This is a genomic window from Thalassobacter sp. (assembly GCF_982993085.1).
Genome location: NZ_CEZFMW010000057.1, coordinates 1 through 22,283, shown reverse-complemented (window position 1 = coordinate 22,283; position 22,283 = coordinate 1). Strand labels below are relative to the sequence as shown.

Sequence of the window (22,283 nt, the reverse complement as noted above, 5' to 3'; positions counted from 1 at the left end):
GATCATGGAAGTTGTATACGACCTATTCTGCCGGGAGGATTGAGCCAACAAGCCCTTAGCAAACAGGTTAAGGGAGGACTGTTGTGCTAGACATACTCGGAGAAGCGAACACTGCCGCACTCGTCGGATTGGTGGGGGGAGTAGCGCTTGGGTTGGCCGCGCGATTAGGGCGGTTTTGCACATTAGGTGCCATCGAAGATTACCTCTACGGCGATGAGGATTTGCGCCTGCGGATGTGGGCCATCGCGATCGGCGTCGCGATTTTGGGCACGCACATCGCCCTAAGCCTTGGGTGGTTCGGCACCGAAGGCGTCACGTATCTGGACCGCAAGTGGAACCCCGTTGGCACGATCATCGGCGGACTGATGTTTGGCTATGGCATGGCACTGAGTGGCAATTGCGGCTACGGCGCGTTGGCACGACTGGGGGGCGGCGACCTACGCGGGTTCGTCATCGTGCTCGTGATGGGACTGTCGGCCTATTTCGTGATGTCTGGGCCGCTTGCCTCTACACGCGTTTGGCTCTTTCCGATTGAAGAAAGCGCGCTTGAGCCACAGGGCTTTACGCAGCTGTTTGAAGGCTTCGGTATTTCACCACTGACGACGGGGCTTTTGTTTGGCGGCGGCCTGATTGTGCTCGCCCTTTCCAAATCCGAGATGCGGCGCAACCCCTCTAAGATTTTGTGGGGCGCAGTTGTCGGCCTTGCCATCATTTCCGGCTGGCTCGGCACATACTGGGTCGCGACCACTGGGTTTGAGGTTGAACCCATCGAAACTCATGCCTTTGCCGCGCCCTTGGGCGATACGATTTATTACAGCATGACCGCCTCCGGCAACGCGCTGTCGTTCAGTGTAGGCTCAGTACTGGGGGTGATCATCGGCGCGGCTCTTGGCTCATACTCCAAGGGCCATTTCCGGTGGGAGGCCTGCGATGACCCCCGCGAGTTGCGCCGCCAAATGGCCGGTGCTGCGATGATGGGCCCCGGTGCGATCCTTGCGGTCGGGTGCAGCGTGGGCCAAGGGATTTCAGCCTTCTCGGTTCTTGCCTATAGCGCGCCCATCACCTTTGCCGCCATTTTTCTTGGCGCAGCCTTGGGTTTACGCCAGTTAATCACGGGCTTTGCATCGATCGACTAGCCAAGGTTTGACGGCTTGCGGTCCCGCATAGGCTTGGGCACAGTACCACCCTAAAAGCGGCTCTGCCGCGCCATACCAAAGGCATCCCCCTGTGCGTTTTCTTCACACCGCTGACCTGCATCTGGCTAAACCCTTTGGCCGATTTGATGAGGATACGCGCGCCGCTTTGCGCCATGCCCGACTGACGGCTCTGCGCGCGATTGGACAGGCCGCGCGGGATCACAACGCCGACGTGATCGTCATCGCTGGTGACACGTTCGATGCAGAAACACCGCCCCCCAAAACGATCAATCGCGCGCTCCGCATCATTGCCGAAGTGCCCGAGGTGACGTGGGTTTTGATGCCCGGGAACCACGATAGCCTCGCCGCAGTTGAGTTGTGGGAGCGGATTGCCCGCGACGCGCCCGATAACCTTCGCCTCGCCCTTACGCCCGAAGTCATTGAGATCGGCGATGATGTCGCGATCCTACCCTGCCCGCCCACTGTGCGCGCGCCCGGCATGGACCTGACGGCATGGACCGCCCGATGCGAAACACCGGGACGCATCCGCATCGGTCTCGCCCATGGCGGCGTCGTCGATTTCGGGTCCGAGGCCGCAACGCCTGCGATCATCCCGCCAAACCGGGCCAAAACAGCCGGGCTAGATTATCTCGCCCTGGGCGATTGGCACGGACAGATGCAGCTGACCCCGCGCACATGGTACGCTGGCACGCCCGAACCTGATAGCTTCAAGGACCACCCCCCTGCCGGGGCGCTTTTGGTCGATATCCCCGCCCCCGGCGCCGAGCCGACGGTCACCCCCATCAATCTGGGCACGTTCCAGTGGCACGGCTTGCATGTGCAATGCCTTGAGGGCGTTGATCCTCTCAGCCAACTGGCCCAAACGCTGCCCCAGACGGGCCGCGATACAGCACTTGTGAAACTTAGGCTAAGTGGTCGATTGGGCCTATCGGATCATGCGGCACTCTTGTCTGCCTGCGAAGGTTTGCGCGAAGATTTCCATCACTTTGAGGTGGATGCAGATAACCTCGGCATCTCGCAATCTGTGACGGATTTGGACCTTATCTCAGAGGCTGGCGCTCTGCGCACGGCCGCAGACAGTCTGATGGCGGCCACAGACCTCACAGGCCGCAGCGCTGAGGACGCGCAAGTGGCGCAAATCGCTCTGACCCATTTATTCCACCTCGCGCAGGAGGACCGGTCAGCATGAAGCTGCGTAGCCTCAAACTGCACAATGTGCGCCGCTTTGCGGGTCAAACAGCACAGATTGGCCCGTTTGGCGATGGTCTCACGACCATCACTGCCGAAAACGAGCAGGGTAAATCAACGTTCTTTGACGCCCTTCATGTATTGCTGTTCTCGGCCCACAGCTCACAGTCGCAAGAGGTGAAATCCCTACAGCCGCATTCCGGTGGGCCCGTTCAGATCGCGGCCGAGATTGACATAGAAGGCCGTGCCTATCGGATCGAAAAAACATACCTGCAACAGCGCAGCGCACAGGTGATCGACATGGCCACAGGCGCGATTGTGCAGCAAGCCGGCGATGCGGAGGCATGGATTGAGGCGCATATTCTGCGCGCGCACAAAGGTCCGACGGGTCTTTTGTGGGTGCGCCAAGGCATGACCCATGTGGACCCGACCGGCCGCGACAAAGATGCCGATAACCTCACCGCGCGGCGCGATCTAATGTCGAGCGTTCAGGGTCAGATTGACACCGTCACAGGCGGACGGCGGATGGACCGGATTGTTAGCCGCGCCCAAGCCGAGCTGGACACGCTGGCCACCAAAACCCTGCGTCCCAAGGCAAACGGCCCATGGAAAGAGGCCGAGGACACCGCTGAGGCGCTTGAAGCTACCCGTGACCAATTGCAACAGCAGGTACGGAAACTCTCTGCCGCCCTCGCGCAAAAACGCAGTGCAAAGGCGCGTCTGAATGCGCTGAACGACCCGGAACTTGCACAGACAAGAGCTTCGAAAATCAAAGCAGCGGCTGAGGCGCTAAAGACTGCACAAGGCCACCTTGCGAAACTCAACGAAGCCTCCGCCGCGCTGGATGTGATCACCCGAGAAGAGGCTTTGGTCGCCCAATCGCTCACGGATTTGGATGCGATACGCGCCCGTCGTGCGAAGCTGATGCAGGATCTAAAGGCCCAACAGGATGCGCACGCACAGGCCACACAGGCAGAGACAACAGCGGCGCAAGCGCTGAGTGCGCAAAAAGAAAAGCTCACCAAGCTTCAGGCAGAGCGCCAAGATCTTGAAGCTGCGCGTCAGGCCGCACAAATCGCGCAATTGACGGCGCAAAAATGGGACCGTCTGCGCGCACTCGCCCGCACGCGGGACGCGTTGGCCGCACCGCGCGCGGCCCTACAGGACGCGCAATCCGCGCTCGGCACGATGCCGGAGGTCACACATGCCGATATCGAGGCATTGGACGCCTTGCAGATCAACCTGACTGTCGCGGAGGAACGCCACAACGCGACAGCGGCCAAACTCATTTTGCACCCCCATGACCACGCCAAGGCCACACGCGATGGCGCCCTCGTTTTACCAAATACCGATGTGCCCATCGACGCAGACATGACGCTTGCACTTGAAGGGTACGGCACATTGCGGCTTGTGCCCGGCACGGCCGCCGATAGCGCCAAGCGGGACGTGTTGCGTGCACAAATGACCACACAACTGACTGCACTTGGGGTCGCGGATATTCCCGCTGCCCGCGCGGCCCTGTCCGCGCGTCAAGAGGCCAAGGCAAGTGCCGCAACGGCTAGGGCGCAAATCGTGGCATTGGCGCCTGATGGCACAGACGCGCTTGAAGCAACATGGCGCACGCTTTGCGCCGAGCTAAACCATGCCTCGGACGCGCCCCTGCCCGACCCAGAGCGTGAGACGCAAACAGCGCAAGCAACCCTTGCCGAGACCGCCCAAAGACTTGATGTGGAAATTGAGGCCGCCCGCGCCCCGCTAGATGCAATGCAACAGGCTGTGACCCAAGCCATCACCGCGCGCGCCAAGGCCTCCGGCGCGTTGGAGCGCCTTGCAACCGAGCAAGAAACGCTGGCCCCCGCCTCGGACGAAGACAATCAGCGCGCAAGCCTAGAGGCCAAACGCACCTCACTCATCCAGCAGCGGGAAAAAGCAGACGCCGACGTCACAGCTCTGCAAGCCCTGACCCCGGATGTGGCCACCCTAGAGGCCGCGCACCAACGGCTCGTCGGAGCACAAACTGCGGATGAAACAGAACGCCGCGCGCTTGAGCTACAACTTGCGGGGCTAACGGCTGAGATTGGTGTGCAAGCCGATGCGAGCGTTGAAGAAAAGCTAGCCGAAGCTGAGGAGCAATTAGTTGAGGCCCGCACACGTGCAGCCCGCTATGCGCAAGAAGCGCAGGCTTGGGCGTTATTGATCCAAGAGCTGGAGAATGCTCGGCAGGCCGCGCAGGAAACCTATTTTGCACCAATCCGGGCCGAATTGACGCCGCTTCTGGCGCAGCTGCACGCTGGTGCTGCGTTCGATCTGGACCCAGACAAAATGCTTGTTCATTCGATCACCCGCGACGGTGTGACCGATACCCTCGATGTGCTGTCTGGCGGCGCCTATGAGCAAATCGCGATCCTGACCCGGCTGGCGTTCGCCCGCCTGTTTGCCAAACAGGGCAAGCACGTGCCGATCATCTTGGACGACGCGCTAGTGCATACTGACGATGCCCGGATCGAGGCCATTTTTACCATGCTGGCCCAAACGGCGCAGAACCAGCAGATCATTGTCCTAAGCTGTCGGACACGCGCATTCTCGGAACTAGGTGGCACCCGCGCGGCTATCCGCGTGGGCACTGACTAATGGCTCATAAGGACCGGAATATTGGCCCGCGCGGCAATGTCATGCGTGACCCCGCCAATGAGACCTTCACGCAGGGGCGAATGTTCATAAGCCCCCATGACCAACAAACCTGCGCCGGTTTTTTCACAATGTGAAACAAGCGTATCCGCGATGGGCCGCCGCTCCCGCGGGAGTTCGGTTAGGGTGACTTTGACATCGTGCCGATCCAACACCATGGCCACGTCGATCCCCGGAAGGCTGTCGGCCAGGGGTGAGCGCCCGACCGAGACGATCTCAACCTCGGCTTCGGTTTTCAGGATTTGCATCGCATCGGCCAAGGCCCGTGCCGCCGCACGCCCACCATCCCATGCGACCACCGCACGCCCGTTAAACACACTCCCCTTATGGTTGGCCGGAAAGGTCATCACAGGTCGTCCACTGTCGAATGCCACCCTATCGGGATGAATTTCGATATGCGCCAAATTGTGCTCATCGTTCGTCTCATGCATGCCCAGAACGGTCAGATCAAACAGGCGCGCATACCGCGCCACCGTCCGTTGCACAGAGCCGCCACTATCGATCCAATGCAGCTTTTCGGCTGGAACCTCACGGCACGCCTCGAAAAACTTTCGCTGAATTTCGGCAGTTGGGCTATCCGCGGCCTCCAATATCGCAGCCTGCACGGACGCAGGCATCCAATTTTGTTTGATTTGACGCGATAGCATCGGATTGCCATGCGCAAACAGACCATTGAGATGCGCATCAAAGTATTTTTGCACAGTGACCGCCCCGGCGAGGGCAGCGTCTGAACCGGGCAGGCCGTTATAGGCCACAAGTATGTTCTTGATGCTCATCCTGCATACAGCCCTGCGGTGCGTCCGCGCAATTTGGTGAGCGCGAGGACAGTGTCGATGATCGGCGTGGGCGTGTCTGTCACCCGGCCAAGCTCCTGCACGGACCCCAAGAGCGCGTCGATCTCCATGGGGCGCCCCTGCTCTAGATCCTGCAACATAGATGTCCGATGCGCGCCAACGGCCGCACCGCCGTCAATCCGACGATCCACATCAATCGGGAACTTAACGCCCAGTTTTTCCGCAATCGCCTGCGCCTCTAGCATCATGTTGCGCGCCACAGGCCGGGTCCCTTCGTCCGTACACAGCACATCAAGCGTCGCGTGGGTAAGGGCCGAGATCGGGTTGAACGACAGGTTCCCCCACAGCTTCACCCAAATCTCATCACGCAGCCGGGGGCGCACAGGCGCCTTCAGACCCGCCGCAGACAACGCCTTGGACAGCGCCATAGCACGCTCGGATTTCGATCCGTCCGGCTCCCCCAAAGAGAACCTGTTGCCTTCGATATGCTTGATGGTGCCCGGCTCCTGAACCTCGGCCGCGGGGTACACCACGCAGCCCAGCACACGGTCAGGACCAAAGCCATCCCACTGCGCATCGCCAGGGTCAACGCTGGCCAGCCGCGTGCCCTCTAGCGCACCGCCGATCTTGTGGAAGTACCACCAAGGCACCCCATTCACACCCGACACGATGGTGGTGTTCGGCCCGATCAGCGGCTGCATTTTGGGCACAACCGCCGGCACCGAATGGGCCTTGAGCGTGACAATCACATAGTCCTGCGGTCCAAGATCGGCGGGGTTATCACTGGCCGTGACCTGCACGGTTTGCGGTGCGCCATCTTCCTCAATCAGGGTTAAACCCTTGGCTTGCATAGCGGCCAGATGTGGGCCGCGCGCCACCAACGACACGTCCGCCCCCGCTTGGGCCAATTTCACGCCCATATAGCCACCGATCGCGCCGGCGCCGAATACACAGATTTTCATAAGTTCAGGCTTTCTCTACCAAACCCAGCTTCTCGGCCAATCCGATCCGCTGCATTTTGCCAGTCGCACCCTTGGGGATCTCATCCATGATGATCACCTTGCGTGGCACCTTAAAGTCGGCCATGCGCTCGGCCGCAAAATCGCGGATGTCGCGCTCGGTCGCGGTGCTGCCCTCCTTCAGGACAACGGCAGCCGCCACCTCTTCGCCCAGCTTGGAATGCGGCAAGGCAAAGGTCACGACCTGCGCAATATCCGCGTGATCCAACAGCACACCATCCACCTCAAGCGGGCTGATCTTTTCGCCGCCACGGTTGATGATCTCTTTCAACCGCCCCGTCAGGTGCAGATAGCCGTCAGCGTCAAACGCGCCCTGATCACCGGTGCGGAACCAACGCGCGCCATCGGCCTCAAAAAAGCTTTTGGCATTGGCGTCCGGGTTGCTTTCGTAGCCGGGTGTCACGTTCGGACCCGAGATCACGACCTCTCCGGTGCCCTCGATCAAGTGGTTCTCAAGCTCATGGGCGATGCGGACCTTAGGGCCTGCTTCCACACCCACAGCACCAGGCTTTTGGGCGCGCGGCGGCAGCGGGTTCGAGGCCATCTGGTGCGCAGCTTCGGTCATGCCGTAGCCTTCGATCACCGGGGCGCCAAACGTCTTTTCCAGCTCCAACATCACCTGCGCAGGCAAGGACGCCGAAGACGACCGCAAGAACCGCAGGCGTGCGGCATCAATCACCCCGCGATTGCGGCTGGCACGGGTCAGGATCGCCTGATGCATGGTGGGCACAGCGGTGTACCACGTTGGGTCCGCTTCCTCCATCATTGCAAAGAAATTCAACGCATTAAAACCCGGCGTGCAAAAGATCGACGCCCCAGAGGCCAGCGAAGCAGACACCGCAGCAATCAACCCGTGAATGTGGAACAACGGCATGACGTTCATGCAGCAATCCTCTGGCGTTAGCTCCAGACTGTCGCGGATATGCTGGGCCGAGGCCGCCACATTCGACTGCAACAGGGGCACAATTTTGGGCCGTGATGTGGTGCCGGACGTATGCAAGATCAGGGCCACATCATCGGCCGCAGGTTCGCGCGACGCGTGCCCTGACAGCTCAGAAGACAACGTAAAATACCCCGCCGCAGCCCCCTCAGGTACGCTCAGGCGGATGATCGCCATGCCCAAACGCTGAGCGGCCGCAAATGCAGGACCCTCATAGCCCTCTTCCACAAGCAGTGCCTTGGCATTCAGATCCTCAAGATAGAAAACGTATTCGTCTTCGCGGTAAGAAGGGTTCAGCGGAGCAGTCGTCGCAGCCTGCGCAACAGTCGCAAAGGCGGTGGCCATTTCAGGGCCGTTGGGCAGCACAATGGCCACACGGTCGCTGGCATCAATCCCCATGCCGTGCAGCGCGCTCGAAACCTCATCCCCCAAGGCCCGCAGCGCACCATAACTCAGCCACGCACGCCCCGGCGCACCAATCGCACGCGCGTCCCCATCATGACCCCCAATCAACGCTTTCAAACTCGTTTCCATCTATCCATCCCTCGTCCAGTAAATCTTGATTAGTTTTATTCTGCAGGCGACAGGTCGCGTCGCAACAGGCGTTTTATGTGTTTGAGCATTGGCAGCACAAAAAAGAGCGCAGCAATCGCCATGAATGTGCCCGATATTGGCCGCTCAACAAAGGCCATCATGTTGCCCTGCTCCGCGATCAGTGTCTGGCGGAAGCTGCGTTCCATCAAGGGGCCGAGCACCAGCGCCAGTACCAGCGGCGCCATCGGATAGTCTGCTTTGCGCAGAACGTAGCCAACGACGCCAAATCCAACAATCAGCCAGACATCGTGCAGCTTTTGGCTGGGCGCAAAGCCCCCCACCAGACAGAGCACAAACACCAGTGAACACAGCACAGTAAACGGCATGCGCAGCGCCCAGACGAACAGCGGGATCAATGCCAGATTGACCAACACGGCAAATAGGTTGGCAGTGTAAAGCGATGAGATCAGGCCCCACACGAAATCGGGCTGTTCAATGAACAACATCGGGCCTGGCACCAGCCCCCACATAACCATGCCCCCCAGCAACAACGCCGTCGTGGGGGAGCCAGGAATGCCAAGTGTGAGCATCGGCAAAAGCGAACCTGTTGAGGCCGCGTTATTTGCCGTTTCGGGGGCAGCGACGCCCTCAATGGCGCCTTTGCCAAAGGTTTCAGGCTTTTTGGACAGCAACTTTGCGATACCATAGGACATCAACGCCGCAGGCGTTGCCCCTGCTGCGGGTAACATGCCCACAAAGAAGCCGAGGAAGGACCCAAAGCTCATGGTTTTCCAGAGTTTGTTGATCTCCTTCAGGCCGTACCACAGCTCACGAAAGGTGATTTTGGCGGGCGTGACTTGGGGCGCACTTTTCTGGGTTTCGATGGTGTAAAGGATTTCACCTACGCCGTAGATACCGATGGCAAGCACCAGAAAACTGATCCCCGAATAGAACCCGGGTTGGTCAAAGAAAATCAAGCGTGGGTCGCCAGATATAAGGTCCAGCCCGACAGCCGACAGCACGAGGCCGAGGCAGATCATAATGATCGTCTTGAGAACATCATCGCCACCAAGCCCCACGAAAGTGGTGAAGGCCAGTAAGACGAGCGCGAATTCCTCAGCCGGGCCAAACGCAAGCGCCACATCCGCGAGCGGCACAGCGAACAACGTGAACAACACAACCGAAATTGTGCCACCGACAAAGGACGCAGCCGCCGCGGCAATCAGGGCGAGCCCTGCCTTGCCCTGTTGCGCCATTGGCCGACCATCAAAGGTCGTAGCAACAGCCGTGGACGCGCCGGGAATACCCAACAGGATCGAGCTGATCGCGCCCCCGTACATCGCGCCGTAGTAAATGGCACATAGCAGTATGATTGCCGACGATGGGGGCACGATGAATGTGATCGGCAGCACAATTGCCACCCCATTGACCGAGCCCAGCCCGGGCATCGCGCCAATAAACAAGCCAGCCGTGACCCCGATCATCACGATCAGGATGTTGATAGGCATCAATGATGTGGCGAAGCCATCGCCAAGGTATCCAAGCAGTTCCATAGCCGAGGTCCCCTAGAAAAAGCGCGCGTAAAGCGGGAAGAACCACGGCTCCGTCCAGCCCTTGGGCAGCAGGATTTTGAGCGTGACTTCGAAGAAAAAGAACAAGAATACGGGTGTGCAGATGGTGAGCGCTCCGGTCAGGACCCATCCATGCTTGCCATATATTTTGAGATACCAAAGCAGGAATACTGGAATAGCGATGTAGGCCCCCGCGAAGGGCAAGGCCGCCACAGTCGCCGTCAGCGCAAGCGTCACAACCACAACGGACCGAAGCGTATCGGGGTCAAAAAACGGCGTGTCATCCTTGGCAAAGGGCGCACTGTCCTTGAACGACCGCACGACAATCCCGCCCGCACACAAGAACATGATCCCCGACAGCCAGAACGGAAAAGCTCCGCCCCCTGGCCCGCCTGTCATCCCATTCCACCCGATGGGTAGCGCACTGGCGTGCCACATAAAATACACCGAAAGGACCATAATCCCCGCGGCAAGAACGCGATCTGCAGTCAGCATGATAGTCTCAACTTTCCCACCCAAACAGGCGCGCAGTGTCTCCCGCGCGCCTGAGATTGTTTATGTCCGGATTGGGCTCAGGAGCCTTGCTCGCTCATCTCTAGGAGCGAGGCATGCTTTTCGCGCTCCACGAGAAAGTATTCCCCCAACGCATCGCCCGTCAGGAAATCTGGCGCGAGGGATTTCTCGGATGTGTAGGTCTGCCACTCTTCTGAAGCGTTCAGTTTTTCGAACATTTCGGTGTAATAGGCGACGGCCTCTGGTGCCATTCCGGCAGGCGCAATGAAGGACCGCTGCATGTCATAGACCAGTTCATGGCCCAGTTCGGTCATGGTTGGCGTGTCAGGGAAAGCAGCCAGCCGTGCGGGCGTGAACGTTGCGATAGGGCGCGACTTACCGGCGGTGAAAAAGCCCAGCTGCTCAGAAGGGTTGTTAACCGTGCTGTCGATATGGCCACCCACAAGGTTCTTGGCCACATCACCACCCCCTTTGAAGGGCACATAGGTAATCTCAAGCCCGAACTCGTTTTCTAGCATAGATGTCACAAGGCTGTCTTCTTGGCCGGTACCGGTGCCGCCCATCTTCCACTGCCCGCCCGAGGCGCGGACAGCCGTAACATAATCGTCTAGCGTGTAGATGTCGCTGTCGGCATTAACCCACAGAACGAAGGTATCCAGAGCCATCCGCGCGATGGGTGTGAATTCTTCGATGTTTACACCAATGTCGGTGCGAAGCGGCGTGGTGTACAGGCTGTTGAGCGTGGCCATAATGACATGGTTATCGCCCTCTTTGTCCTTGAGGTAGCGCAGCGCCTCAGCCCCGGAACCGCCGCCTTTGTTCACCGGCAGGATCGGCATGGAGGCCAGATTTTCTTTTTGGATAATGGATTGAAAAAGGCGCGCCAAGCGATCCGCACCACCGCCCTGACCGGCCATGATAACCATCTCAACCGGCTTCGATGGCTTCCAATCCGAGGCAAATGCGGGGGCTGTAGCAACCAGTGCCGCGGATGCTGCTAATGCGAGCGACAAGCGTCGTGTAAGTTTCAAAGTCATACGGAGGACCTCCCAATCCATGTGATTTCGGCTGCACGCTGAAGGTGCTGTGTACGATGCAGAATGATCCAAGAAATATGTCCTTGAAAGAATGTTCCAAAATTAATCGTGTTTTGTTGTTAATTATTTCGACAACAAAATTGTTATCTGTTATGTTGTAAACATGGTTAAGACACTTATCGGCCCCCAAATTCGGCATATCCGCAAGGTAAATACGGACACTCAGGCAGAGATGGCCCGCAAACTGGGCGTGTCTGCCGCATACATCAACCTTTTGGAAAATAATCAACGAAGTGTGTCTGTTAACGTGTTAATGGCACTTAGCGAAGCCTACGGCATCGACGCCCACCACCTGGTTAAAGACAGCTCCGCCACACAACTTGCAGATTTGCGCGCCTGCTTGCGGGATCCTATGTTCGCAGACCAAGCCCCCGACATCTCTGAGTTGCGCGCGGCATTGGACCATTCACCCACGGTGGTGAAGCTTTTCCTGCAATTGTACGCAAATCACGAGGCGCTCCAGCATTCGATGCGCAAACTGACCCAAGACGACGCCTCTGGCAGTGTGCAAGCCGTCCGCGCTGAGACCGCAATTTACACCTTTTTCCGCAGTCATGGGAATCACTTCCCCCCGCTTGAGGCCGCCGCCGAGGCCGCGCGCGATGCCATTGGGGGAGCTAACGATGACCTTTATGCCAACCTCAAGCGCCACCTGAAACAAGCCTATGGCCTGCAAGTCGCTCTCGCGCCAGTCGAGGAGATGGAACAAGCGTTGCGCGTCTTTGACATCGCCGAAAGCCGGGTGTTGATTTCCGAGGCTTTGGACCCGGTGAACCGCACTTTCCAGCTTGCGCACGTCCTAGCGCTCGTGAGCGTCAGTGCACTGCTGGACACCCTCATCACCGATGCCAACATCCCGACCGAAACCGGGCAAGAACGGTGCCGCGTGGAACTGGCCAACTACTTCGCGGCGGCCCTTTTGATGCCCTACGATGCCATCTACCGCACCGCCGAAGACACCCGTTACGACCTTGACCGGATCGCGACCCGCTTTGCGGTTTCATTCGAACAAGTTGCCCAGCGCCTCACGACGCTGCAACGCAAAGGTGCCGAAGGCGTGCCGTTCTTTTTCCTGCGCATCGACCCTGCCGGCAATGTGACCAAGCGGTTTAACGCGACACCTTTCACTTTGGCAGATCAAGGCGGGGCTTGCCCAGTCTGGAACCTGCACAGCGCCTTTGCCGCGCCGGATACGATCCTCCCCCAACGGGTCGAACTACCTGATACGGGACAATTCTTTACCATATCGCGGACAACGCCGCGCCCCGTGACCCAGCATCAGGACACGCCAAGGCGGCTGGTCGTCACGCTTGGATGCGAGCAAACCCATGCCCACCGCATTCGCTACGCCGACCCCCACGACCGCGCCGAGGCCCCCATCGCCCAAATTGGGATCAACTGCCATATCTGTCCACGTCTTGATTGCGCCCAACGCGCGTATGAACCGCTGCATGTCGCCCTACCGCTTGACGTGAATCGGCGCGGCACCACACGATATCAAAGTTAACGGAGGTCACGTCCTGAGCAGATTGCAAATAATTGCAGCCCTGTTGGGCCTGCTGTTTTGGGGCGCCCCCGGCTGGGCCCAAGATGGGCTGCCCCGCTTGCCCCTGACGTACGGAGCTGCGTTTGACGCCATTGGCCGACTGGGGTCAGATCCTAAGTTTCAGACCTCACAGGGATGCACAGCCGCATTAATTGCCCCTGATTTATTGTTAACGGCAGCACACTGCCTTTCTGCGGGTCCGAACAACGCAGTCTTTGCCCCCGGCTGGCGGGTTGGGCGACGCAATCCGTCCATCGCGATTGCGCGCACTCTGCGGCATCCAGACTACGGGGGCATCGGGGCCTTGCCGTTTGAGAACGATATCGCGCTGGCAGTCTTGTCCGTTCCCGTGGCGGGCGTAACACCATTGGAATTGGCGGACATGTCTGAGCCTGCAATCTACGACGCGCCCGTCGCCTTGCTTGGCTATCACGTAGGTGCACAGGGTGGGTTAAGCGGCGCATTTGATTGCCCCGTTGGCCCCGGCCGTGGGCGGCTCATGGGTGTGGAATGTCCGGTCCGAGGTGGGAACTCAGGCTCTCCGCTATTGATCGAATCTAACGGAGAATGGCGGATTGTCGGCGTAGCCGTCGCCCGCGCCGGTGACGGGGCCGCAATGGCCGTCGCGCTGGACGACTGGCTCCGCGCATCCGTCGCGGCACACCTAGAGGGGCGCTAGTCGCCCTGCGTCACATCATGACCATAAAGCCAGTCAAACCGCGACAACATCTGCTGTGGCGCCACCGCGTTGATCACGCGAAGCCCCGCATGAGCCACCGTTTTTTTCGCACCACTTAGATGATAGTTCCGGGCATTGGCGTTCGCGGCCTCAATGGCGCGGGTCGCACGGGGTTTGCGCACCGCCTGATAGGCCGCGAAAGCCCGATCGCGACTGTCATGCACAGCCAACGCATCCGCCAAGACCCACGCGTCCTCTAGGGCCATAACCGCCCCTTGGGCCAAGAAGGGCAGCGTTGGATGGGCCGCATCCCCAAGCAGAGCAACCGCACCGCGAGACCATCTATCCGCGACAGGATGCCGAAACAGCCCCCAGATATTAACGGTCTCAACCTGCGCCAGCATATCGGCGATCTCTGGGCAGAAGCCTGCAAACGCCGCGCGCAGATTCTCGGGATCATCCGTGTGGTTCCAGCCCTCTTCAGCCCACGACGCACGTTCCTCTACGGCGACAATATTCGTGATCGCACCACCCCGCAGCGGATAGGTCACAAGATGCCGCCCTGGCCCCATAAACACGCGCGCCTCTGCTGATTGCGCCCTGCCCGGGATCAACGCGCGCCACGCAACCTGTTGGGTGAAAAAGGGCGCTATATCTCCCAGAACAGCCGTGCGTGTTTGGGCATGCAATCCATCCGCGCCGATCAATATGTCTTGGCGCGAAACGGTTCCGTCCGCCATCCGCAAGACAGCCTGCGCACCATCCGCATCCACGCCTTGAACCCGTGCGCCAAGCTGAACGTCCACACCGGCATCGCGCGCGGCAGTGGCCAACGCCGCAATAAGGTCTGCGCGGTGGACCAACTCAAATCCCTCGGGCAGCGCCATCCGCAATACAAGAGACCCTGATGCGCCATCCAGCAACTTAACGGCCGAGCTAGCCCCGCCAACGGGACCAATGCCCAAGGCGCGTAAAACCGCGACGCCATTGGGGCTGATTTGAATGCCGGCGCCGACTTCGGTGATTTCATCCGCCTGCTCCAGCACGCGAACCTTGGCCCCGCGCTGCGCTAACGCCGTCGCCACGGCCAGGCCGCCGATACCAGCGCCCAAAACTGTCACCTCTGCCCCGATGATCACCGCATACCCCCAAAGAAAAACCGCGCTCCCAATATGGGGCGCGGCTTACTACTTGGTCCAGTCCGAAGCGTCGACTTAATCGTCGCGGTGGACCTTTTCCCGGCGCTCGTGACGCTCTTGCGCCTCAAGGCTCATGGTCGCGATGGGACGCGCATCCAACCGCTTGAGGCTAATCGGCTCACCGGTCGCCTCACAGTAACCATACTCGCCCTCGTCGATCCGGCGCAGTGCGCTGTCAATTTTGGAAATCAGCTTGCGCTGACGATCCCGCGTGCGCAGCTCCAACGCACGGTCGGTTTCCTCAGACGCACGGTCCGCTACATCTGGGATGTTGCGCGTCCCGCCCTGAAGGCCCTCGATCGTGCTGGCGGTTTCGTCGATCAGATCGGATTTCCACGCAAGCAGCTTGCGCCGGAAATACTCCGTCTGACGATCATTCATGAAAGGTTCATCCTCAGCGGGACGATAGTCTTCCGGGAGAAAAGTTTCGGCTTTCATATCACTTCCTCTATTTCCACCGGAAGAGACCCTGTTAATATCTAAAGTCATCCGGTCACCCTGCGACCCGAATACATCCCAATGCTCCGTGAGTCACGAATTGATTTACCATAGTTACTAATTTATGGCGTAGAGTTAATCTTTGCAGTCGAAACAAACAACTAGGGCGGGCTATATGCAGTTCACAGGCACCAAAAAATACGTAGCTCCCGAAGATTTGACCGTCGCGGTAAACGCTGCCATCACGCTAGAACTGCCTTTATTGGTTAAAGGAGAGCCGGGAACAGGCAAAACTGAACTCGCACGGCAAGTTGCCGAAAGCCTCGGCCTGCCGATGTTTGAGTGGCATATTAAGTCTACGACCCGCGCCCAACAGGGTCTGTATGAATATGATGCCGTAAGCCGGCTGCGTGACAGTCAGCTCGGCGATGACCGTGTGAATGATGTCGCGAACTACATCAAACGCGGCAAGCTCTGGGAAGCGTTTGATGCCCCCGAACGCGTCGTGTTGCTGATCGACGAAATCGACAAAGCCGATATCGAGTTCCCGAACGACCTTCTCCAAGAGCTCGATAAGATGGAGTTTTTTGTCTATGAGACGGGCGAAACCGTCAAAGCACGACAACGGCCCATCGTAATCATAACATCGAACAATGAAAAAGAGCTGCCGGACGCCTTCCTTCGGCGCTGTTTTTTCCACTACATCCGATTCCCCGATATGGAAACGATGAAACAGATTGTTGAGGTCCACCACCCAGGGATCAAAGAAGCCTTACTCACCACCGCGTTGACGCAATTCTATACTGTGCGAGAACAGCAGGGATTGAAGAAAAAGCCTTCAACCTCCGAGGTGCTGGACTGGCTCAAACTCTTGTTGGCAGAAGATCTGGACCCTGCAGCCCTAAGAGTAGACCCGAAATCCGCGCTACCCAAGCTGCACGGTGCGCTTTTGAAAAATGAACAGGATGTTCATCTGTTTGAACGTTTGGCTTTCATGGCGCGGCGCGGGTAAACGCACCGCCGCGCCGACGGATCATGGTTAACGCTTCAGCCAGCCGTTAACGATTTCATACCCGAAGTGATCCCCTCAAGGGTCATTGGCACCATCCGATCCTCAAACACGGTGCGGATCATGTCGATGGACTGCGTGTAGGACCAGTGATGCTCTGGCACAGGGTTAATCCAAAGATGTTGAGGCCATTGCTCGCGCGCGCGGTTCAGCCAGACCTGCCCAGCCTCTTCATTCCAATGCTCATTCGCGCCGCCAGCATAGGCAATCTCATATGGTGACATACTCGCGTCACCCACAAAGATGCATTTGTAGTCCGGCCCGTAGGTACGCAAAACTTCCCAAGTGGGCGTAACTTCGTTCCAACGGCGGCGGTTGTCGCGCCACACGCCTTCATAAAGGCAATTGTGAAAGTAATAGTACTCAAGGTGCTTGAACTCCGCACGAGCGGCTGAAAAAAGCTCCTCTACAACGCGAATATGCGGATCCATCGACCCGCCAACATCCAAAAACAAAAGCACTTTAACGGCATTTCGCCGTTCTGGGCGCGTTTTAACATCAAGATAGCCATTTTCGGCCGTAGCGCGGATCGTCCCGTCTAGGTCCAACTCTTCTGCGGCGCCGTCTCGCGCCCAGTTGCGCAGTCGCTTCAGCGCAACTTTGATATTGCGCGTGCCCAGTTCAACACTGTCATCTAGGTTTTTGAATTCGCGCTTATCCCAGACCTTCACCGCGCGCTGATGACGGCTTTCGCTTTGGCCGATCCGCACGCCTTCGGGGTTGTAGCCATAGGCACCGAAGGGACTAGTCCCGGCAGTTCCGATCCACTTGTTACCCCCCTGATGGCGGCCCTTTTGCTCTTTCAGGCGCTCTTTGAGGGTTTCCATCAGCTTGTCAAAGCCACCCAGCGCCTCAATCTGGGCCTTTTCCTCTGCGCTCAGATGCTTTTCGGCCATCTTTTCCAGCCAATCAGCCGGCAGGTTCACGGCCTCTAGCACCGCGCCCATGTCCAGGGCCTCTAGCCCCTCGAAGGTCGCCGCAAAGGCACGGTCGAATTTATCAAGGTTGCGCTCATCCTTTACCATCACGGCGCGGGCAAAGAAGTAGAACGCCTCAACGTCATAGGTCACAAGACCCGCGCTTAGCCCTTCTAAGAAGGTCAGAAATTCCCGCATCGAGACCGGTACATTATGCGTACGCAGTTGGTCGAAAAAGCGCAGGAGCATCGCAGATTACCCTTCGATCACGCGGCCAATGATGATCGTGGCGAACATCCCGACCATAAAGCCGAGCACGGCCCAAACAGCCGAGTACTGCGCGATATCATAGCGGTTTCCGCCTTTCTTACGTGCGAAAAAACCACCGATCAGGGCACCAAGGAGGGTCGTTGCAGAATAGAGCATGAAAGCCTCGTGTTGTGAGTTAGACCGCTACTTAGACGCCCGGGCGCAGTGCGGCAACCTCTGCGACGTGGCGGCGCACTTCTGCCGCAGAGCCAAAGCCATAGAGCGCCCATGCCTTGCCTTCCTCGCGGACCACTAACGCCTCGGAAACGCGACCTGTTTCCTCCAACGCCTCAGCGCGCAGCAATAACAACGTGGACAAAAGGGCTGCGTTTTGCCCCTTTTGCGCGGCGGGCAACGCCCCCTCTACAAGTCGAAGCGTCACATCTGGCTGTCCAGATGTCAGGGCAAAGGCCGCTGGTTGCACGATGGCGTGGGCCGTGTGAACCTCCTCGCCATAGGCATCACGAAACACAAATGCCGCTTCGACGATCGCGGCAATCGCGCTTTCGGGTTCGACACCAAGTGCAGCGCGCCCGAACGACAAAAGCGAATAGCCGAGGCGCGTGTCATTCCATTCCGCATCTCGGGCCAAATCAATGGCACGCGCCGCAGCCGACGCCCGGAGCCGCGCAGGCAGACCCGGTTGCAGCGATCGATTGAGCGCCCGCCTCCAAGCCTCAGAACTGTCGCTGACGAGTTGGCCCTGTCCCTGCGCCCCTTGCTTGTTGGCCTGCGCGACAATTCCCGGAAGGGCGGCCATCACTTGTTCAACGTTCATGCCCGTGACGAGGCGACGATCATACGTCATTCGCAAAATCGTCATATCATAACTGGTCAGAATGGTGTGCAGATTGTCATCATTGAACACGCTAAATGGCAGACGAAAGAGGTCATTCAACGGCCCCAAAGCCTGAGCAATTTCTTCGTGCAGACAGTCGCGAATTTCTTGCGGACTTACATCAGAGGGCAAGAACACCGCCGCCCGCGTGCGCGCCGTCAACGTCCCCCAATCCGTCGAGCGGGAGCGCCGCTTGGAGAGGTATTCATCCCAATCTTCAACATTTGGCACCACAAAACAGGCCGCTTGGGGCACCAATCTTTGCAATTCTCGACGTGGGAGAGCCTCAATAGTGATAGAGGCTGCCCGCCCTTCTTGTGCGCGCGCAATATCGATACCGGCCTCGCGCCGCAGGCGCTTCAGTAGATCATCCAAATCCGGGTCAAGCGTATCGGGCGCATCGCCTCGGACGGCAACTGTGACTGGCCCCTCAAACCGGGTGAAAACGGGCAGCGCACGGCCGCTTTCGAGCTGAAAGCTCAGATCAAGAAAATCTTGCGCCAGTTGCGCGTTGCTGGGCATGGGAACGGGGCGGGGTAGCGCGCCATCAAACCGCTTCATCGCAGGCAGTGTGATCGCGGCGGTCTCAGCTTCTAATGCAGCGTCGTTCAACGGCGAAATGACGGGCGCGCAGGACGCAACCGCAAACGTCGCAGCCAAGACCCAACGGCCCCTCACTTCGGAGGCCTGTCGTATCGAATGAATGGCGTCTTGGTGCCGACCTGATCGTAAAGCATCCGACCTTTGTAATTGAACTCTTGGGTGAGCCAGTAGACGCGCGGGGCGTCAACCGCATCGGCCGCATCATAGACAGCTTGGATAAGCGCACGAGCAACACCCTGCCCCCGCGCTTCGGGTGATGTGTAGAGGTCTTGCAAGTAGCAAACCGGCTCAACCCGCCACATGTGCGGATGGAAAACATAGTGCACAAGACCCAAAGCCTGACCATCGCGTAAAGCGAGGCGCCCCTGAAACGTAGTGGGGTCATCTGACATCAAACGCTCAAACGCAGTGTCGATAACTGCGTCGGACAATGACGTTTCATAATAGGCAAGATACCCCACCCAAAGTGCACGCCATACAGAATAATCCTCCGCCTCGATGGGGCGGATAGAAAGGGGTTGAATGCCTGTCACGCTTTGCCTCAGCGGTATGATATTGTTCGTATTATATTTTTTACTGCAGATCACAGAATATGGACAGAATATGGCGCAAATAGGGCGTGGCCTGCGGCACAGCTGTGAGCGCCCCCTTTGCAAGCCAACTCAGGTGCACCATATCAGACAGATGTTAAAGTTTTCTCCCATACTGCTCGCGCTCATCTATGGACTGGTGATGTACCGCTTTTCCGCGTGGCGGACCGCAAAGATGCTAAACCAGCAATCAACGGAATTGGCGGACCCAGACATCGCGCGATTGACCAAATCCATGGCCAAAGCGCTCGATATTCCGCGCATTCGCGTGCACATCTATGAGATTGAGCCGGTTAACGGACTGGCGGCACCGGACGGTCGGATTTTTCTGACCCGTGGATTTTACCGTAAGTTCAAAGCGGGTGAAGTCACTGCGGAGGAACTTGCCTCTGTAGTGGCACATGAATTGGGACACGTCGCGCTCGGGCATTCGCGCCGCCGGATGATCGACTTTTCGGGTCAAAATGCGATCCGCGTTGTGTTGGCAACAGTATTGGGGCGGGTTTTGCCGTTTGGCGGCGTCTGGGTGGCCAATGCGCTCACCTCCGTACTGGCTGCCCGGCTGTCTCGTCAGGATGAATACGAGGCTGATGCCTATGCCGCTGCATTAATGGTTAAGGCAGGTTTGGGCACCGGGCCACAAAAACAACTCCTGCAGAAGCTAGAGACATTAACCGGCATGGGAGGACGTGGTGCGCCGGCTTGGCTCATGAGCCACCCCAAAACTGCCGACCGCGTGGCAGCCATTGAGGCGCTGGATGCGCGGTGGACCAAGCTGCCCGAAGGATAAGTTCAACGCGCCGCATACGCGGCATGACATTTTTGCGCGGCCTTCGGCCTCGCGAGGTGAGTATTTAAAGAACAAAGGAGATTGGCGGGATGCGAACCATCAAGGCTCGACAATAGGGTGCCGTTTTGGTGTGTTGCACGGGTTGTTAAGGGAGAGCCGTTTTGAGCTTTGAGCATGTCCTGCTGTTTAATCTGACCCTGCTTGCGGCGATCCTATCGCCCGGGCCAGCGTTGGTTATGGAAATTCGCACAATCCTATCGGCGGGTCGTCGCGCAGGGATCGCGATGGGGGTTGGACTGGGGCTGATGGCAGCTCTTTGGACAGCAGCCGCGCTGTTAGGCTTGGAAACCATATTTGCAGCGTTCCCGTGGGCATATTGGGCCGTGAAAACGGTCGGCGCTGCATATTTGCTATGGATTGCCATCCAGATGTGGAAGGGCGCAAGGACACCCATTCGAACCGATTTGCGTCCTGTTGGCCGAGCCTTTCGCGACGGTATGCTCCTGCAAGCGGTTAACCCCAAGTCCGTTCTGTTTGCCGCAGCCGTTCTGGTCGTGATTTTTCCACCGGGGTTAAGCATGATCGATAAGGGTCTGATTGTCATGAACCATTTCTTGGTAGAAATCGCGTTCTACACTGGCTTGTCATTGCTTTTGAGCACGCCAGCAGCGCAACAGCGGTATATGGCGGCGAAGCTGTATCTGGACCGGGGCGCGGCGGTGGTGATGGGCGCCCTTGGTCTGCGCTTGGTATTGGGCCGGTGATGCCGCAAACCGTAGACGTTCTGTGCATAGGCTCGGTTTTGTGGGACATCATCGGGCGGTCCTCGTCGCACATGCGCGCGGGCTCTGATGTGCCCGGGCGGATCACGCGCATCCCCGGCGGCGTCGCGATGAACATTGCTATGGCTCTTAAGGCGTATGGCATGCAGCCCGCGCTGTTGTCGGCTGTCGGGCGCGACCCCGAAGGTGACGAACTGGTCGCTGCCTGTACACGGCTCGGCATGGAGACAACGCATCTGTACCGCTCCGAGGATCTACCGACGGACACCTATATGGCGGTCGAAGGCGGCAATGGTTTGATCGCGGCGATTGCAGATGCGCACTCGCTTGAACAGGCTGGGACCAAGATACTGCGCCCCTTGGAACGTGGCGCGTTGGAGGGCTGGTCTGGCATCATCGCGTTAGACGGAAACCTGACCGAGGCGTTGTTGTCCGACATCGCCATCAGTGAGACATTCACGCGGACGGATCTACGGATCGCACCCGCCTCGCCCGGCAAAGCCGAACGGTTAACCCCCTTTTTGCACGCAGGACGCGCCACGCTTTACGTCAACCTTGAGGAGGCGAACCTACTGCTTCGCGAAAGCCACGGTACCGCCGCAGAAGCTGCGGGCGCCTTGGTCGGGCGCGGGGTCCACCGGGTGCTTGTCACCAACGGAGGGGGCGCGGCGGCCTGCGGGTCGCAAAGCGGGACATTCAGCGCGCAGCCCCGTGAAGTGATGGTCACCCGCGTGACCGGTGCGGGCGACACATTCATGGCGGCCCATATCGCGGCAGAGGCGAAGGGTGCACCACCGGACGCAGCTCTTGAACGGGCGTTAGAAGCTGCGGCTATTTACGTCTCGGGCGAGACCTACTAGGCAATTGGGACCTCGATTGCGCGAGGCCAAACAAACGAAAAGGACAGGGATGATGTTGGACGTGCCAATGCAAATGAGCGCGGAAGTTGCGGCCGCACAAGCCGAGGGCGCACCGATTGTGGCGCTTGAGAGCACCATCATCACCCACGGCATGCCCTATCC

At 58.7% G+C, this 22,283-nt stretch carries 22 protein-coding genes; 10 read left to right on the top strand and 12 right to left on the bottom strand.

What is annotated here, in order from left to right:
• The first annotated feature begins 83 nt into the window (after positions 1 to 83).
• The 3 genes from AC4GMC_RS10450 to AC4GMC_RS10440 all read left to right on the top strand — a co-directional run bounded on the left by AC4GMC_RS10450 (position 84) and on the right by AC4GMC_RS10440 (position 4,976).
• Positions 84 to 1,136 (top strand): YeeE/YedE family protein, encoded by a 1,053-nt coding sequence (locus tag AC4GMC_RS10450; RefSeq protein WP_487876435.1) that lies wholly within the window; start codon positions 84 to 86, stop codon positions 1,134 to 1,136.
• Between the two features lie 91 nt (positions 1,137 to 1,227).
• On the top strand, positions 1,228 to 2,346 hold the full coding sequence (locus tag AC4GMC_RS10445) for a metallophosphoesterase family protein (protein WP_487876434.1): 1,119 nt from the start codon (positions 1,228 to 1,230) through the stop codon (positions 2,344 to 2,346).
• Complete coding sequence (locus AC4GMC_RS10440) at positions 2,343 to 4,976, top strand: AAA family ATPase (RefSeq protein WP_487876433.1); 2,634 nt, start codon at positions 2,343 to 2,345, stop codon at positions 4,974 to 4,976. Before AC4GMC_RS10445 ends, AC4GMC_RS10440 begins: the two co-directional genes overlap by 4 nt.
• Here AC4GMC_RS10440 and AC4GMC_RS10435 read toward each other — a convergent pair.
• From AC4GMC_RS10435 to AC4GMC_RS10410, 6 genes are all read right to left on the bottom strand, one after another.
• On the bottom strand, positions 4,973 to 5,809 hold the full coding sequence (locus AC4GMC_RS10435; protein ID WP_487876432.1) for a universal stress protein: 837 nt from the start codon (positions 5,807 to 5,809) through the stop codon (positions 4,973 to 4,975). The genes AC4GMC_RS10440 and AC4GMC_RS10435 overlap by 4 nt on opposite strands.
• Positions 5,806 to 6,789, bottom strand: a complete 984-nt coding sequence (locus tag AC4GMC_RS10430) for a 2-dehydropantoate 2-reductase (protein ID WP_487876431.1) — start codon at positions 6,787 to 6,789, stop codon at positions 5,806 to 5,808. Before AC4GMC_RS10430 ends, AC4GMC_RS10435 begins: the two co-directional genes overlap by 4 nt.
• Before the next feature lie 4 nt (positions 6,790 to 6,793).
• The gene (locus tag AC4GMC_RS10425) at positions 6,794 to 8,320 is read right to left on the bottom strand and encodes an acyl--CoA ligase (RefSeq protein WP_487876430.1); all 1,527 of its coding nucleotides are present in this window, start codon (positions 8,318 to 8,320) and stop codon (positions 6,794 to 6,796) included.
• A gap of 35 nt (positions 8,321 to 8,355) precedes the next feature.
• The gene (locus AC4GMC_RS10420) at positions 8,356 to 9,873 is read right to left on the bottom strand and encodes a tripartite tricarboxylate transporter permease (RefSeq protein WP_487876429.1); all 1,518 of its coding nucleotides are present in this window, start codon (positions 9,871 to 9,873) and stop codon (positions 8,356 to 8,358) included.
• Between the two features lie 12 nt (positions 9,874 to 9,885).
• A complete protein-coding gene (locus AC4GMC_RS10415; RefSeq protein ID WP_487876428.1) occupies positions 9,886 to 10,386 on the bottom strand; it encodes a tripartite tricarboxylate transporter TctB family protein in 501 nt (166 codons plus the stop codon).
• 77 nt (positions 10,387 to 10,463) lie between these two features.
• Positions 10,464 to 11,441 carry a tripartite tricarboxylate transporter substrate binding protein gene (locus AC4GMC_RS10410; RefSeq protein WP_487876427.1) on the bottom strand — a complete coding sequence of 326 codons (978 nt, stop codon included), beginning with the start codon at positions 11,439 to 11,441 and terminating at the stop codon, positions 10,464 to 10,466.
• Between the two features lie 163 nt (positions 11,442 to 11,604).
• Here AC4GMC_RS10410 and AC4GMC_RS10405 point away from each other — a divergent pair, with 163 nt between their 5' ends.
• Positions 11,605 to 13,008 carry a helix-turn-helix domain-containing protein gene (locus AC4GMC_RS10405; protein WP_487876426.1) on the top strand — a complete coding sequence of 468 codons (1,404 nt, stop codon included), beginning with the start codon at positions 11,605 to 11,607 and terminating at the stop codon, positions 13,006 to 13,008.
• 22 nt (positions 13,009 to 13,030) lie between these two features.
• The gene (locus tag AC4GMC_RS10400; RefSeq protein ID WP_487876425.1) at positions 13,031 to 13,726 is read left to right on the top strand and encodes a trypsin-like serine peptidase; all 696 of its coding nucleotides are present in this window, start codon (positions 13,031 to 13,033) and stop codon (positions 13,724 to 13,726) included.
• On the opposite strand, the gene AC4GMC_RS10395 is transcribed toward AC4GMC_RS10400, so the two are convergent.
• Together AC4GMC_RS10395 and dksA are read right to left on the bottom strand one after the other, a co-directional pair.
• Positions 13,723 to 14,865 carry an FAD-dependent monooxygenase gene (locus tag AC4GMC_RS10395; protein ID WP_487876424.1) on the bottom strand — a complete coding sequence of 381 codons (1,143 nt, stop codon included), beginning with the start codon at positions 14,863 to 14,865 and terminating at the stop codon, positions 13,723 to 13,725. The genes AC4GMC_RS10400 and AC4GMC_RS10395 overlap by 4 nt on opposite strands.
• A gap of 75 nt (positions 14,866 to 14,940) precedes the next feature.
• Positions 14,941 to 15,363 (bottom strand): RNA polymerase-binding protein DksA, encoded by a 423-nt coding sequence (gene dksA, locus AC4GMC_RS10390; protein WP_038008138.1) that lies wholly within the window; start codon positions 15,361 to 15,363, stop codon positions 14,941 to 14,943.
• A gap of 175 nt (positions 15,364 to 15,538) precedes the next feature.
• Here dksA and AC4GMC_RS10385 point away from each other — a divergent pair, with 175 nt between their 5' ends.
• Positions 15,539 to 16,375 carry an AAA family ATPase gene (locus AC4GMC_RS10385; RefSeq protein ID WP_487877756.1) on the top strand — a complete coding sequence of 279 codons (837 nt, stop codon included), beginning with the start codon at positions 15,539 to 15,541 and terminating at the stop codon, positions 16,373 to 16,375.
• Between the two features lie 35 nt (positions 16,376 to 16,410).
• Here the strand turns inward: AC4GMC_RS10385 and AC4GMC_RS10380 are convergent, their stop codons facing one another.
• From AC4GMC_RS10380 to AC4GMC_RS10365, 4 genes are read right to left on the bottom strand one after another with little or no spacing between them, the layout of a single operon-like run.
• Positions 16,411 to 17,598, bottom strand: coding sequence for a vWA domain-containing protein (locus AC4GMC_RS10380; protein ID WP_487877757.1), 1,188 nt, complete (start codon positions 17,596 to 17,598; stop codon positions 16,411 to 16,413).
• Between the two features lie 6 nt (positions 17,599 to 17,604).
• Positions 17,605 to 17,775, bottom strand: a complete 171-nt coding sequence (locus AC4GMC_RS10375; protein WP_487877758.1) for an apolipoprotein acyltransferase — start codon at positions 17,773 to 17,775, stop codon at positions 17,605 to 17,607.
• Positions 17,776 to 17,806: 31 nt separating this feature from the next.
• Complete coding sequence (locus AC4GMC_RS10370) at positions 17,807 to 19,156, bottom strand: DUF2927 domain-containing protein (protein WP_487877759.1); 1,350 nt, start codon at positions 19,154 to 19,156, stop codon at positions 17,807 to 17,809.
• Positions 19,157 to 19,170: 14 nt separating this feature from the next.
• Positions 19,171 to 19,632, bottom strand: a complete 462-nt coding sequence (locus tag AC4GMC_RS10365; protein WP_487877760.1) for a GNAT family N-acetyltransferase — start codon at positions 19,630 to 19,632, stop codon at positions 19,171 to 19,173.
• A gap of 151 nt (positions 19,633 to 19,783) precedes the next feature.
• On the opposite strand from AC4GMC_RS10365, the gene AC4GMC_RS10360 reads away from it, so the two are divergent.
• The 4 genes from AC4GMC_RS10360 to AC4GMC_RS10345 all read left to right on the top strand — a co-directional run.
• Complete coding sequence (locus AC4GMC_RS10360) at positions 19,784 to 20,479, top strand: M48 family metalloprotease (protein WP_487877761.1); 696 nt, start codon at positions 19,784 to 19,786, stop codon at positions 20,477 to 20,479.
• Positions 20,480 to 20,640: 161 nt separating this feature from the next.
• Positions 20,641 to 21,243, top strand: a complete 603-nt coding sequence (locus AC4GMC_RS10355; protein ID WP_487877762.1) for a LysE family translocator — start codon at positions 20,641 to 20,643, stop codon at positions 21,241 to 21,243.
• Positions 21,243 to 22,121, top strand: coding sequence for a PfkB family carbohydrate kinase (locus AC4GMC_RS10350; protein WP_487877763.1), 879 nt, complete (start codon positions 21,243 to 21,245; stop codon positions 22,119 to 22,121). Before AC4GMC_RS10355 ends, AC4GMC_RS10350 begins: the two co-directional genes overlap by 1 nt.
• Before the next feature lie 52 nt (positions 22,122 to 22,173).
• The coding region (locus tag AC4GMC_RS10345) for a pseudouridine-5'-phosphate glycosidase (RefSeq protein WP_490391451.1) at positions 22,174 to 22,283 on the top strand (110 nt) is incomplete at its 3' end.

Bases quoted from the DNA above. Each gene is read 5' to 3' on its own strand.
- AC4GMC_RS10425 (WP_487876430.1), bottom strand. From the start codon at position 8,320: ATGGAAACGAGTTTGAAAGCGTTGATTGGGGGTCATGATGGGGACGCG.
- AC4GMC_RS10405 (WP_487876426.1), top strand. From the start codon at position 11,605: ATGGTTAAGACACTTATCGGCCCCCAAATTCGGCATATCCGCAAGGTA.
- AC4GMC_RS10415 (WP_487876428.1), bottom strand. From the start codon at position 10,386: ATGCTGACTGCAGATCGCGTTCTTGCCGCGGGGATTATGGTCCTTTCG.
- AC4GMC_RS10435 (WP_487876432.1), bottom strand. From the start codon at position 5,809: ATGAGCATCAAGAACATACTTGTGGCCTATAACGGCCTGCCCGGTTCA.
- dksA (WP_038008138.1), bottom strand. From the start codon at position 15,363: ATGAAAGCCGAAACTTTTCTCCCGGAAGACTATCGTCCCGCTGAGGAT.
- AC4GMC_RS10420 (WP_487876429.1), bottom strand. From the start codon at position 9,873: ATGGAACTGCTTGGATACCTTGGCGATGGCTTCGCCACATCATTGATG.
- AC4GMC_RS10440 (WP_487876433.1), top strand. From the start codon at position 2,343: ATGAAGCTGCGTAGCCTCAAACTGCACAATGTGCGCCGCTTTGCGGGT.
- AC4GMC_RS10375 (WP_487877758.1), bottom strand. From the start codon at position 17,775: ATGCTCTATTCTGCAACGACCCTCCTTGGTGCCCTGATCGGTGGTTTT.
- AC4GMC_RS10350 (WP_487877763.1), top strand. From the start codon at position 21,243: ATGCCGCAAACCGTAGACGTTCTGTGCATAGGCTCGGTTTTGTGGGAC.
- AC4GMC_RS10380 (WP_487877757.1), bottom strand. From the start codon at position 17,598: ATGCTCCTGCGCTTTTTCGACCAACTGCGTACGCATAATGTACCGGTC.
- AC4GMC_RS10360 (WP_487877761.1), top strand. From the start codon at position 19,784: ATGTTAAAGTTTTCTCCCATACTGCTCGCGCTCATCTATGGACTGGTG.
- AC4GMC_RS10385 (WP_487877756.1), top strand. From the start codon at position 15,539: ATGCAGTTCACAGGCACCAAAAAATACGTAGCTCCCGAAGATTTGACC.
- AC4GMC_RS10430 (WP_487876431.1), bottom strand. From the start codon at position 6,789: ATGAAAATCTGTGTATTCGGCGCCGGCGCGATCGGTGGCTATATGGGC.
- AC4GMC_RS10410 (WP_487876427.1), bottom strand. From the start codon at position 11,441: ATGACTTTGAAACTTACACGACGCTTGTCGCTCGCATTAGCAGCATCC.